Source organism: Nostoc sp. (assembly GCF_054880495.1).
In genome coordinates, this window is sequence record NZ_JBTYKD010000218.1 from 1 (window position 1) to 13987 (window position 13987).

The 13987-nt window shown below is 42.9% G+C and carries 10 protein-coding genes; 9 read left to right on the forward strand and 1 reads right to left on the reverse strand.

The window, feature by feature from the left end:
- The first annotated feature begins 180 nt into the window (after positions 1 to 180).
- The 6 genes from glyQ (at position 181) to aroF (ending at position 8324) form a co-directional block, all read left to right on the forward strand.
- The gene (gene glyQ, locus ACYTXL_RS19900) at positions 181 to 1080 is read left to right on the forward strand and encodes a glycine--tRNA ligase subunit alpha (RefSeq protein WP_461926240.1); all 900 of its coding nucleotides are present in this window, start codon (positions 181 to 183) and stop codon (positions 1078 to 1080) included.
- Between the two features lie 678 nt (positions 1081 to 1758).
- Positions 1759 to 4113, forward strand: a complete 2355-nt coding sequence (locus ACYTXL_RS19905; protein ID WP_461926241.1) for a ComEC/Rec2 family competence protein — start codon at positions 1759 to 1761, stop codon at positions 4111 to 4113.
- Between the two features lie 218 nt (positions 4114 to 4331).
- A complete protein-coding gene (locus tag ACYTXL_RS19910) occupies positions 4332 to 5996 on the forward strand; it encodes an alpha-amylase family glycosyl hydrolase (RefSeq protein WP_461926242.1) in 1665 nt (554 codons plus the stop codon).
- A 243-nt stretch (positions 5997 to 6239) separates the two neighbouring features.
- Entirely contained in the window at positions 6240 to 6509 is a 270-nt protein-coding gene (gene rpsO / locus ACYTXL_RS19915) for a 30S ribosomal protein S15 (RefSeq protein ID WP_196526018.1), read from the forward strand.
- Between the two features lie 12 nt (positions 6510 to 6521).
- Entirely contained in the window at positions 6522 to 6992 is a 471-nt protein-coding gene (locus tag ACYTXL_RS19920) for a photosystem II biosynthesis protein (protein WP_461926243.1), read from the forward strand.
- A 273-nt stretch (positions 6993 to 7265) separates the two neighbouring features.
- Positions 7266 to 8324, forward strand: coding sequence for a 3-deoxy-7-phosphoheptulonate synthase (aroF, locus tag ACYTXL_RS19925; protein ID WP_461926244.1), 1059 nt, complete (start codon positions 7266 to 7268; stop codon positions 8322 to 8324).
- Between the two features lie 552 nt (positions 8325 to 8876).
- On the opposite strand, the gene ACYTXL_RS19930 is transcribed toward aroF, so the two are convergent.
- Positions 8877 to 9002 (reverse strand): hypothetical protein, encoded by a 126-nt coding sequence (locus tag ACYTXL_RS19930; protein ID WP_461926245.1) that lies wholly within the window; start codon positions 9000 to 9002, stop codon positions 8877 to 8879.
- Positions 9003 to 9394: 392 nt separating this feature from the next.
- On the opposite strand from ACYTXL_RS19930, the gene ACYTXL_RS19935 reads away from it, so the two are divergent.
- The 3 genes from ACYTXL_RS19935 to ACYTXL_RS19945 all read left to right on the forward strand — a co-directional run bounded on the left by ACYTXL_RS19935 (position 9395) and on the right by ACYTXL_RS19945 (position 13974).
- Positions 9395 to 10489: a formylglycine-generating enzyme family protein gene (locus ACYTXL_RS19935; RefSeq protein WP_461926246.1), complete on the forward strand. Its 1095-nt coding sequence runs from the start codon at positions 9395 to 9397 to the stop codon at positions 10487 to 10489.
- A 132-nt stretch (positions 10490 to 10621) separates the two neighbouring features.
- A complete protein-coding gene (locus tag ACYTXL_RS19940; protein ID WP_461926247.1) occupies positions 10622 to 13009 on the forward strand; it encodes an arylsulfatase in 2388 nt (795 codons plus the stop codon).
- A 92-nt stretch (positions 13010 to 13101) separates the two neighbouring features.
- Entirely contained in the window at positions 13102 to 13974 is an 873-nt protein-coding gene (locus ACYTXL_RS19945; RefSeq protein ID WP_461926248.1) for a bile acid:sodium symporter family protein, read from the forward strand.
- Positions 13975 to 13987: the final 13 nt, after the last annotated feature.

A 13987-nucleotide genomic window follows, 5' to 3' on the forward strand; every position in this document is an offset into this window, starting at 1 on the left:
AGCGTCGCTTTTTCTCGCTTCGCTTCAGGCACTTATTCAATATAGCGAACCTCGTTTATCTTGTCAACTATTTTTCCAAAATTCTTTTTGGACTGTTTTTCATTCTCCTAAAACTGCCCACAGTGCCGGGTTGTAGGCAACAATGGTTTATGCACTGTGCTGAGTAAGGAAGGGTGAAGCGTGAATTTTCAGTCGGTAATAGGTTTATTGCATGAGTTTTGGGGCGATCGCGGTTGTCTTATTGCCCAGCCCTACGATATTGAGAAGGGGGCTGGTACTAAGAATCCCCAGACATTTTTAAGAGCATTGGGGCCGGAACCGTGGGCTGTTGCCTACGTTGAACCGTGTCGTCGCCCGACGGATGGACGGTACGGCGAAAACCCCAACCGCTTCCAACACTATTATCAGTATCAAGTCCTAATCAAACCGTCGCCAGATAATATCCAGGAGATTTATCTTGATTCGTTAAGGGTTTTAGGTATTCGTCCTGAAGACCATGATATTCGGTTTGTAGAGGATAACTGGGAAGATGCGACGGTGGGAGCTTGGGGCACTGGGTGGGAAGTATGGTTAGATGGGATGGAAGTTACTCAATTTACCTACTTCCAACAGTGTGGAGGAATTGATTGCAGTCCGGTGTCGATTGAGATTACATACGGGTTAGAGCGGCTGACAATGTATCTCCAGCAAGTGGAAGCAATTACTAAGATTCATTGGACGGACAACATTACTTATGGTGATGTTTACCTCCAAGGAGAAATTGAGCAGTGTACTTACAATTTTGAAGCATCAAATCCTGAGTTGCTACTGACACTATTTAATTTGTATGAGCAGGAAGCTACCCAATTGACGGAGCGAGGATTGGTTTTACCTAGCTTAGATTATGTAATGAAGTGTTCGCACACGTTCAATCTGCTGGATGCTAGAGGTGTAATTTCGGTGACGGAGAGAACTCGCTATATTGCCAGGATTCGGCATTTGGCTAGGAAGGTAGCTCATTTATATGTTGAGCAAAGGGAGAAGTTAGGTTTTCCGTTGCTCAAAGATACTGTGAGTTCAGCAGGAAGCACAACATCCTAAAGGGTGCGACTACACCAACTAACTACAGCTTTGCGTTAAATCGTAGCGTTTTTAAACGCAGAGGAACGCAAAGTAAACGCAAAGGTACGCAGAGTCTTGTAAAGTTTAATTCGCTACAAATTAATTAAATGATCTACTTAAGTCCGCTAGAAACAATTATATATTTGGTCAACGTAGGACTGTGTGTTCTGTTTCTCGATGCAGCACTGGCGTTTCAGCTAGGTATATCTTTATGATGTGGCTATTGCTAAAGGTCAGAAATACCGTTAAACAAGTCGGAAGTCGGAAGTCGGAAGTACAGTTTTCTAAGGGGGATTTAAACTCCGCCTAACATACTTGCTTTTTTATGGAACCGGGGGACTTAAACCCACCGAATTTGTTAAATCTTGAATCTAGAGCATTAATGCTACAAGGATAAGGCCCGCCTGTGCGGGCTTTATTTGTATAAACTTGATGGACTATACTTCACCACAAGGATAAAAATTTTTCGGCGTTGCTGATTAAAGAGATGAAAAGCCCATGCAAAGGCGCTCCAGTCCCAGATAATAAGAGTTTGGAATATTTGATTTTTAAATTTCATAGCCAAATTCAGCAACGCGGATTTTTCTCTATTGTTGCCCTAGCTATTTTTAAGTCAGCTGCAAATTCGGCTTGTCAGGTGCTTTTACAAAAAATCTTATGATTCAAACCAGTGGTGTAATTATTTGTCTTGGCTACATTTTCGGGTTGCTGTTTACAGCAGTTCCTTGGGGTGGTCTGTGGATTTTGGTTCTGGGGATAGTGGGAGCAATTCTTTTTAGAAGACGCACCACTTCACGGCAACTTGCTGAGAAACCAGAAAATGCTGGAAGCAAAAATAAGGCAGTGTCTAACATTTGGCAAACTACTCCTCATCCTCGAATATGGCTAGCTGCTGGCCTAGTGGGATTATTGGCAACTCTATATCTTCAATGGCGAGTGCCGCAACCAGGTGCAGAAGATATTAGTCAGTTCGTCCCACCTGGAAATAGCACTAATCAAGAACAACTTGTGATTGTTCGCGGTGAAGTGGTAAGTAATCCTCGCTTGACTCGCAGTCAACGGGGACAATTTTGGCTGGAAGCGACTCAGCTAGATGAGGTCAAAAATGAAAAAGGTTCAGCAAGTGTCCCAAAAGGGGTTACTGGAAAATTGTATGTGACAGTGCCTATACTTCAAGTTACTGGGTTATACCCTAGTCAACAAATTGCTGTGACTGGGATTTTGTACAAACCAAAGGGGGCTTCTAATCCTGGTGGTTTCGACTTTCAGAAGTTTCTCAAGCAAGAAGGAACATTTGCCGGTTTAATTGGGCGACAAATAAATGTTTTGGATCAGGAACGTAAATGGGGATGGTGGCAAATTCGGGAGCGAATTGTGCGATCGCAAGTTCGTTGGTTAGGTGTCCCCGAAGGGCCTCTTGTGAGTGCAATGGTTTTAGGGAGCAAGGCTGTTGATTTACCCTACGATATCCGCGACTTATTTGTACAAGCCGGATTAGCTCATGCTTTAGCAGCTTCCGGGTTCCAAACTTCTTTGATTTTGAGTGTGATATTACAGTTAACAAGGCGGGCAAAAAAAGCAACTCAATTTACCCTTGGCTTTTTGGCTTTAATCATTTTTCTGGGTTTAACAGGTTTTCAACCTGCCGTTCTCAGAGCCGTAATTATGGGTTTTGCGGCATTAGTTGGTTTGCTATTAAAAAGGAAGGTAAAACAGTTCGGATCATTACTATTAGCAGCAACTCTGTTATTAGTATTTAATCCTCTATGGATTTGGGATTTAGGCTTTCAATTGAGTTTTTTAGCAACACTGGGATTAGTCGTAACAGTACCCCCATTAGTCAATCGCCTAGCATGGCTACCACCTGCGATCGCTGCTTTGATTGCCGTTCCCCTAGCTGCCACGATTTGGACTTTACCTGTGCAACTTTTTGTCTTTGGGGTTGTACCATCTTATAGTTTGTTGCTGAATGTGCTTAGTACTCCATTAATTTCGATCATTAGTATCGGTGGAATCATCAGTGCGCTCGCAGCATTAATTTGGACTGAGGCAGGAAGCTTCCTCGCTGGGGTGTTGCATTACCCTACTGATTGGCTAATTAAACTAGTGGATTTTTTTAGCAAGTTGCCAGGGAATTCTGTTGCTGTAGGCAGCATATCTAATTGGCAACTTCTGGTGATTTATCTACTGATTATACTGGTTTGGTTAGTGCCTTGGTGGCAGCGGCGCTGGTGGTTTGCTAATGTGATTGCGATTGGTTTAGTATTCATCCCCCTTTGGCATTCTACAAATACATTGTTTAAGATAACCGTATTAGAATCTGGTACGGAACCAATTGTAATTGTTCAAGATAGAGGTACAATAACTGTAATTAATAGCGGCGATGAAGGTACAGGACGTTTCACAATTATACCGTTTTTGCAACAGCAGGGTGTAAATCAAATAAATTGGGCGATCGCAACTGATTTTCAAGGCAATGAAAGTAATGCTTGGTTGGAATTACTGCAACGTTTACCAATCAAAAACTTTTATGAATATTCCCCCAAGCCAGAAAATTCCATTGCAATTCAGGCAATTCAACAAGAATTACAAAAGTATCAGGGATCTTACCAAGCTCTGGCAGTTGGTCAAGGGGTGAAAACGGGTTCAATAGTGGCAAAATTAATCAACGATCAATTACCCATCTTACAATTGCAAATTTTAGATCAGAATTGGTTATTAGTAGGTAATATCAAGTCTAAAGAGGTACAGCAACTAGTTAAAAGTGGTAGTTTGCCTCGTCCACAAGTGCTGTGGTGTCCTCCTGAGTCATTAAAAGATTTAGTTATTGCTCTGCAACCACAAGTGGCGATCGCTTCTTCTGCCAACTTTGATTCAAAAGCCTTATCTGAACTGAATAAAAGCCAAACCAAACTATTTTTTACAGGACGAGATGGCGCTATTCAATGGACACCTAATGGCCAGTTTGAGGCGTTTATTGAAGCAACAGAAAATAAGTCTTCTATGTTATAAAATACTTACAAACTAAGTAAATTTCAAAGCACATATTTATTTTTAACCAAGTCTATCTTTAGATAGATGTATGGTCATTCGGAAGGAAGTACCTTCTCGAAAGGTTTCAGGAAGGTCGATTCCCTGAGCAGGTGCTAACCGTATGCTTGGGGTAATGTCTGTATTCTCGCACATGGTGACACGGACTACTCACATGAAGATATATAAAAAAAATGCAAATGGGAAGTTTAGTTGAATTTAGATTGTTTGCTCCTCGGAACAAAGGAGCAGCTTTAATTGGGTCTTTTTCTGATTGGAAAGAAATCCCAATGGTAAAAAGTGAAGATGGTTATTTCTGCACTCAAGTAAAGCTGGAAGACGGCATTTATCAATATAAATTTCGTGTACAAAGCAAAAGTCAAAATTTTGCACTTGATGAATGGGTAGATGTTATTGACCCTAATGCCACAGATGTTAATGAAACAGAAAAATCCAGCAGGGTACGGATTAAAAATGGGCAACGCATTATTGATACTTATGTTTGGCAATATGATGAAAAACCGTTGCCTGACAATCGGGAATTAGTCATATATGAAATGCACGTTGCAGATTTTACTGATGATCACGTTGGGATTGACAAACGAGGCAAATATTTAGGGGTAATTGCCAAATTAGATTATCTGGTTGAATTGGGAGTTAATGCACTTGAATTAATGCCAGTTAATGAATACCCTGGTAACTATAGCTGGGGCTATAAAGTGCGCCACTTCTTTGCTACAGAATCTAGTTACGGTTCAACAGAAGATTTAAAGCGATTAATAGATGAGTGTCATGCTAGAGGCATTCGTGTTTTTCTGGATGGAATTTATAACCACACAGATGAAGAATGCCCGTTAATGCTGATTGACCGGAATTACTGGTATTATGAACACATGCATTATCCGGAAGATCCAGATAATTACTGGGGGCCAGAGTTTAACTATGATAATTATGATGAAAAGTTAAATGTTAAGCCTGCATGGAAATACATCGGGGATGTGGTGCAATTTTGGATTCAGGAGTATCATATTGATGGAATTCGCTTTGATGCGGTGCGCCAATTAGCTAACTTTGAATTTCTCGACTGGCTGGCTAAACAAACAAAAATCCATGCCGCACCTAAACAGTTTTACAACATTGCTGAACATATTCCTGATACAAACACTGTAGTTCAGCCAGATGGACCATTAGATGGTTGTTGGCATGAGAGTTTTAGGTACTTTATAGTTCCATATATTTGTGGAGAAACATTTGAATTAGAACAACTAAAGCAAATTTTAAATCCCAGGCAGCAGGGTTATGCGATCGCTACCAATGTGATAAATTATTTGGCAACCCACGATCGCGAACATCTATTACGAGAATTAGGCGATCGCGGTATCTTTGACGCAGACGCATTTAAGCGAGCGAAGTTAGGAGCCGTTCTCTTAATGACGGCGATGGGTATACCGATGCTGTGGATGGGAGAAGAGTTTGGCGAATACCAGCAAAAAAGCGAGGATGTGACTAAGCCACAGAAGATTAATTGGTCTTTGTTGTCAGGCGACCAGAATCATAATTTATTTGAGTATTATCAAAAACTTATTGCTCTACGCAAGCAGAATCTCGCCTTGCAAAGTGACAATATCCAGTTTTTCTACGAAAATGCCGAGGACAAAGTGTTAGCTTACACCCGATGGAATGAGCAAAATTCTCATATCGTTGTCGTGGCAAATTTCTCCGGCGAGAATCTGAATGAATATAAAATTCCCAACTTCCCATCTGCTCAATATTGGCAAGATTGGCTCACCAACTCGGATGTGCAAGTTGGAGAAGATGGTTTAGTCACTGATTTACCAAGCTATACAGCCAAGATATTTGTTTAGCAGTAGTAGTTTGTCAATAAATCATTGATAACTAGGGATATTACTGAAACAGAGTATAATTGCAATCAAATAAAATCCCTATTAGGGATTGAAACAAAGTATAGTGGCAGTCTAACTTACCAATTGCTTGGTATTAAAAAATACAAAATGTAGCAGTAAAGGTGATTCCACATCCAGCTTGATGGCTGTGATATTATGGGAGACTGCTACATACATTTAGAAAAACTAGAAACTGAATCGATCATGGCCCTGACGCAACTGCGGAAACAAGAAATAATTTCCAACTACCAAGTTCACGAAACTGACACTGGATCGTCCGATGTCCAAGTTGCCATGCTAACTGAGCGCATTAACCGCCTCAGCGAACATCTCCAGGCAAATAAAAAAGACCATTCTTCCCGGCGGGGACTGTTAAAGCTAATTGGTCAGCGCAAGCGTCTTCTAGCCTACATATCGCAGGAAAGCCGGGAAAAGTATCAAGCTTTGATTGCTCGCCTCGGTATTCGTGGATAGGGACTACCGCTTATGTCTGCTAAAGAATCTGAACGCAGTCGCTTGCCCTTTGAACCAAACAAAAAGCGCCAAAAACCGGCAAAAACTCAAAGTAAACCAGCAACACAGCCACAAGAATCTGGCAAACAAGCTGATAGAAGGACGCCTTACACCAAAGAAGAGATGACTATTCCCCAAGTAGTCAGCCAGAGGATGATCCGACGGGTAGCTGGGTTCTGTGGTGTCCCAACAGCTTTGGGCATTAGCAGCCTGATAGTCAGCTATCTGCTTACTATCTACTCCGACATCCAACTACCTCCCATCGCCGTTTTATTGGTGAACATGGGGTTATTTGGTTTGGGGGTTTTAGGGATAACTTATGGCGTTCTCTCTGCCTCTTGGGATGAAGAAAGAGTCGGAAGTTTGCTGGGTTTGGGTGAGTTCAACACCAATTGGGGACGAATGGTGGCAGTTTGGCGCGAAACTCGGCAAAAAAACTCATAATGACCGGCGCTCAGGTATTATCTAACTGCGGTATTCGGTAAATTTTAAAGTGAATGTTGAAGTTGAAATTTTATAACTTCAACATTGCTAATTAAAATTAGCTCATCTTTTTGATACGCTATATCCAGTTATTTAGTAGTAAAACTACTGACTGAGCGCTATATTTTGTAAATAAATTTATTTTGTTTTTAACTATTTGTAATTAGGGCAATAGGCAACAATAAAGTTAGCCCATTTACAGAAAAATTTACTCAATTAATCAGGAACTTTCAGATGATTATAGTGATGAAAAGTGGTTGCCCAGAGGCGGAAATAAACCGCATTGATGAGGAACTAACTAGCTGGGGGCTAACTCCAGAAAAAATTGTTGGTCAACACAAAGTAGTTATTGGTCTAGTAGGTGAAACCGCCAGCTTAAATCCACTACAAGTTCAGGAAGTTAGCCCCTGGATTGAGCAGGTGTTGCGGGTAGAGCAGCCTTACAAACGAGCCAGCCGCCAATACCGCCACGGCGAAGCTTCGGAAGTGGTGGTTAATACTCCCAATGGAGCGGTGGTATTTGGTGAACACCACCCTTTGGTAGTCGTTGCCGGTCCCTGCTCAGTAGAAAATGAAGAAATGATTGTGGAGACGGCACGGCGCGTCAAGACGGCTGGAGCCACATTTTTGCGCGGAGGGGCATACAAACCTCGGACTTCACCTTACGCCTTCCAAGGACACGGCGAGAGTGCTTTGGATTTGTTGGCGAAGGCGCGAGAAGTTAGCGGATTAGGTATTATTACAGAAGTGATGGATGCTGCTGACCTGGATAAAATTGTCGAAGTTGCTGACGTGATCCAAGTGGGGGCAAGGAATATGCAGAATTTTTCCTTGCTCAAAAAAGTGGGAGCGCAGCCGAAACCAGTTCTCTTGAAGCGGGGAATGGCAGCTACTATTGAAGATTGGTTGATGGCAGCCGAGTATATTTTGGCTGCTGGCAATGCCAATGTGATCTTGTGTGAACGGGGAATTCGCACTTTTGACCGTCAGTATACTCGGAATACATTAGATATATCAGTAGTGCCAGTGTTGCGAAAGCTGACTCACCTGCCAATTATGATTGACCCCAGCCACGGTACAGGTTGGTCTGAGTTTGTGCCTTCAATGGCAATGGCTGCGATCGCAGCTGGCACAGATTCCCTGATGATAGAGGTTCACCCCAACCCTGCCAAAGCTTTATCCGATGGACCGCAATCTCTAACACCAGACCATTTCGATCACTTAATGCAAGAATTAGCAGTGATTGGTAAGGCGGTGGGACGTTGGCAGCAACCAGCAGTAGCTCTAGCTTAAAATTCAGATCGAAGTGTATCCGACCATTATTATCAGGCTACAAAAGAGGCTGGCTATGGGGTTGAGCCTGATCATCGCTCCATATCCACCCCCGATGATTGTATAGGGAACTCCCATAGAGAGGCAGGGAATACTACGGAATTTGACCGAAAACAGGGTATGGTCGCCGCAGATGCTTTGTACTAATACTGTACTAGTCCACTGCCGCCATTAGCAGTTTTGATATCAATGCAGAAAGTGCCAAAGGGACTTTAGCTGAAGTCCCTTACAAAGTAAAAAAAAATAACTTTACAGCTATTTTCAGGTAAATAGACCACGCGGTAGGGGCACAGCAATGCTCATTGGTGTCAACTTAAGAAAAAATCTGCTTTGAGAAGGCGTTTTGCCCTCATCCCCTAACCCCGAATCCCAAGTTGGGATTCGGGGAACTAGAGAATTTGCTCCCCTCTCCCAATTTTGGGAGAGGGGCTGTTCTTGTGAGGGTGAAACCTAGAAAGCATGCCTTGCCTAACTTCTACGTTAAGTTGACACCAATGAGCTTTTTCTGTGCCCCTACGACAGATGTGGTTCAAATACATGAAAACTGCTGTAAGATTGCTCGAACATCCCTCGTGCTGCATCATGCAGAGACTTTTCCCCCATAGCGATGCCTACGCTAATTACACTTGTGTCAGACAAGGTACTTTATATTACAAAACAAGGCGGCTATGCTGAGGGCAGAAGGGAAGTATTGAGATGTATTAACTGTTTTCTTAATAGTACTTGACTTATGTTTTCACAAGATGTAGTTTATCAATATTAGAATAAACATCGGTAAGTCAATCGATTTTTAGTATTTTAGTAAAAATAAACATCTTTATTGTAAATTAGTTGAAGATTAGAGTTGAGAGTTAACAGTTTATGCCTAGTATGAAGTATCGAAAGTTTTCTGAAGATTTATTGATATAAAATCCGTATTTTTCGACAATAAATAAGGCGAAAAATAGATTAACGAAAATTACGAAAAAAAGGGAAATTTTTCATCTAGAATCGAAAATAATCTAATTTTTCAGCAAAGTTGAATATTATTGATGAACTACAGGCATTCAATTAGAAGTAGCAAAAATCAGAATATTAGAGATGGAAAAAAATATTACTTTCTCACACTAATATTCATTCAGGGAATAGCGATCGCACTCTTATTCATGAATGCAACCGCATTTGCAGCCACAGTCAATCCCTGTCCCCAAGGTATGGCGATGATTTCAGGAGGAACGTTCAAAATGGGGTCTGATAATTCCAGTTTTGTGGAGGAGCGATCGCCTGGAGATGTAACGGTGACTAACTTCTGTATTGATAAATATGAGGTAAAAAACGCACAATTTAGCGAATTTGTCAAAGCTACAGGATATGTGACAGTTGCGGAACGTCCCTTATCTCAAGAACAGTTTCCCGATTTACCCGATGAGCAGCGATTACCGGGTTCCCTAGTGTTTGAGATCGCAAAACCAGGTGTCAAGCAAGTTTCCTTTCTGAGTTGGTGGCATTGGACTACTGGCGCAAATTGGCAACATCCTTTTGGCCCAGACAGTGCAATCGCTAACAAATCCAACTATCCAGTTGTTCACATAGCTTACGAAGATGCCCTAGCCTACGCCAAATGGTCAGGAAAATCCCTGCCCAGCGAAGCCCAATGGGAATACGCCGCGCGTGGTGGCTTGGATGGTGCAACCTACGCTTGGGGCAATGAATATTCTGAACATAGAGCCAACACTTGGCAAGGAATTTTTCCCTTTTTCAACACCAAAGCCGATGGTCACTTGGGCATTGCTCCCGTCGGTTCTTTTGCACCCAATGGTTATGGACTCTATGATATGGCCGGCAATGTGTGGGAATGGACTACTGATTTCTTTCAAGTCGGACACGATCGCAAATCCGATCAAATTAATCCTATTGCCTTTAATCAAAGCTTTGATCCCAAAAAGCCCGATGAATCAGAGTTACACGTAATCAAGGGGGGATCATATCTCTGCGCTCCCAATTACTGTAGCCGCTACCGTCCGGCGGCGCGGGAGTCAGAATCACCAGATACGGGAACTACTCATATCGGGTTTCGGCTAGTTAAAAATTTGGCTTCCAGCACACTATCTTTGATGAGCAACAATAATGGCACAACTGACCAATAAATACTTCCTTAGTGATACAAGCCCAGAGATTTATCTGTAGTGTCAATCCAAAATCTAAAATTCGACGCTATCAAGCCCCCACATTTATCTGTGAAAAAAATCCAAAATCTAAAATCCAAAATCCAAAATTGTATGACTGATCCTCACAAGAGAGATTCTTTGTATGCATCTCTCAAGTTAACTTCTGGTGCGATCGCCTTTTTGACAGCCCTGACGCTAATATTTTCTAGTCTCTTACCTTTACCTGCTTGGGCGGACTATGGCGACAAATTGCCATTACCTCAACCATCTTTTAAAGGCAAAATTGGCATTACTTACAAAGAATCCCAACCAGACTTCCCCAAACCCATTAAGGCTCCAGAAAATGCACCAAACGTGTTGCTGGTGTTGCTTGATGATGTCGGTTTTGGACAAACCAGCACCTTTGGCGGTCTGATCGATACGCCGAATTTAGACCGTCTAGCAGAAAGGGGATTGCGTTATAACCAATTCCACACCACAGCACTCTGCTCTCCTACCAGAGCCGCATTGCTCACGGGACGCAACCATCATTCTGTGAGTACAGGTGTGGTTACGGAATTAGCCACAGGCTACCCAGGTTATACTGCGATTTTACCTAGAAGTGCGGCAACGATCGCCGAAATATTGCGAGACTATGGATATAACACGGCGGCCTTTGGCAAATGGCACAATACCCCGGACTATGAAACCAGTGCGGCAGGCCCATTCGATCGCTGGCCAACAAGCTTAGGTTTTGAATACTTCTATGGATTTCTGGGCGGTGATACCAATCAATGGAGTCCGGCATTGGTAGAGAATACCCAACATATTCAGAAACCAAATCGCCCTGATTATCACCTGACCCCTGATCTAGCAGATCATGCGATTAAGTGGATTCGCACCCAACAAGCGATCGCTCCTGATAAACCCTTCTTTACCTACTTTGCCACTGGCGCTACCCATGCCCCACACCATGCGCCCAAGGAATGGATCGACAAGTATAAGGGTAAATTTGATCGAGGTTGGGATAAATTACGCGAAGATATCTTTGCTCGTCAGCTAGCCCTGGGTGTAATTCCCGCCGATACTAAACTGACTCCTCGCCCCGTAGAACTCCCGGCTTGGGATTCCCTCACTCCCACCGAGCATAAAGTTTATGCGCGTCAGGCGGAAGTATTTGCAGGTTTCCTCAGCCATACCGATGCACAAATTGGTAGAGTCATTGACGCAATTGATCAACTGGGTGAATTGGATAACACCTTAGTCTTTTTCATCGCCGGCGATAATGGTGCGAGTGCTGAAGGCGGCTTAACAGGTAGTATCAATGAATTAAAAGTCTTTAATGGCGTAGCAGAAAGTCCTCAAGAAGTTCTCGCGGCTTTAGATGATTTAGGTGGGCCAAAAACCTTCAATCATTTTCATGCAGCTTGGGCTTGGGCAGTGGATAGCCCCTTCCAATGGACAAAACAAATTGCTTCTCACTTCGGCGGAACTCGCAATGGTTTAGTTGTAGCTTGGGGCGATGCCTCCCGCATCAAAGATCCTGGTGGACTGCGGAGCCAATTCCATCATGTAATTGATATTGCTCCTACCATTCTGGAAGCTGTGGGGATTGAAGAACCAGAGGTTGTCAATGGTGTAAAACAACAACCCATCGAAGGTACTAGCCTTGTTTATAGCTTTGATAATCCTGCTGTACCATCCCATCACAAAACCCAGTATTTTGAGATGTTTGGCAATCGTGGCATTTACGATGAAGGTTGGGTAGCAGCCGCCCGTCATGGACGCTTACCTTGGGAGCGTGTCTCCAAAACCACCTTTGATGAAGATAATTGGGAACTATACGATATTACCAAAGACTTCAGTGAAGCCAACGATTTAGCCAAGCAAAACCCTGCCAAGTTAGCGCAACTACAAAATCTATTTCTGAAGGAAGCAAAGAAATACAAAGTTCTGCCCTTGGACGATCGCTTGATTCAACGATTTGATGTCAAAACCCGTTCCAACCTAACCACAGGACGTAATCGCTTTACTTATTACACATCTGTTGCAGGGATTCCCGAAGGCAGCGCTCCCAATATTAAGAATCGCTCCTTTAGCATCACTGCCGATGTAGATGTTACCAAAGATGGTAATGAAGGCGTTTTAGTCACCCAAGGCGGACGTTTTGCAGGTTGGAGTTTCTTCTTGAAAGAAGGTAAACCCAGCTTTGCTTACAACTTCTTAAATAGCGATCGCACAATCATTCAATCTTCTGAACCAATTGCGATCGGTAAATCCCAAATCAAATTTGACTTTACTTATGACGGTGGCGCTCCGGGGGCAGGCGGTACTGGTAAGCTCTCAATCAACGATCAACAGGTTGCGGAAGGCCGCATTGATAAAACCGTAGGCTATCGATTTGGTTTAGATGGAACCTTTGATGTTGGTCAAGATACTGGCACACCTGCGGTAGATACTTACCAAACACCCTTTGCATTCACCGGCAACTTACAGCAAGTCACCCTGGAATTGAACTAATAGGGGCTGAGGATTGGGCATTGGTTATTCTCCTCTGCCCCCCTGCCTCTTCGCCCCTCCGCCCCCTCCGCCCCTCTGCGTGAGAAAAAATCATGAACGAAATCTTGTCACTAATCGACAAACTCGCACTTTTCACATTTATCGTTTTCACCATGCTGGGTGCAGGGTTAAGTCTAACTGTACAACAGATTTGGGAACCACTCCGCAACCTTCGCTTAGTCATATCATCGCTGCTAACAAATTTTGTGCTAGTGCCACTTTTTGTATATTTGCTACTGCAAGTAGTACATTTAAGTGAACCACTAAGAGATGGCTTACTGATCATGGCAGTAGCATCAGGACCTCCAGCACTACCTAAACTTGCCCAGATAGTTAAAGGCAATATAGCTTTCTCGGTGGGATTAATGATGTTGCTAATGCTGGGCACAATTTTTTATATGCCGATTGTATTGCCCTTAGTGGTGGAAGGTGTGCAAATTAACTCCTGGGATATTGCCAAACCCTTATTGTTAATGATGGTCAGCCCATTGATCATTGGGTTATTCATCAAAGCAAAATTGAGTGCGATCGCCCCCATTATCCAGCCGATTTTGTTCAAATTATCTAATGCTGGATTGCTTTTAGGTCTGGTAGTCAGGCTGATAGTTCACACTAACGATATCATTGGCTTATTACAAACAGGTGCAATCTTAGTTTGTGCCGTTTTCATAGTCTTCTCCTTTAGCGTCGGTTATCTTTTGGGCGGCCCTGGTATCGATACCCAACGAGTGCTAGGAGTAGGCACAGCTCAACGTAATTTTGCCGCAGCATTATTAGTAGCTACAAGTAATTTTGAAGATCCCAGCGTGGTGAGCATCATCATGGTGACGAGTATTTTAATGATGATCGTAGTATTGATTGCCGGGCCAAAGTTCATAGAACTAGACCAAGGAACGGGTGTAGAGATAGAACAGGTAGAAGGTTGAAACTCTCCTAACT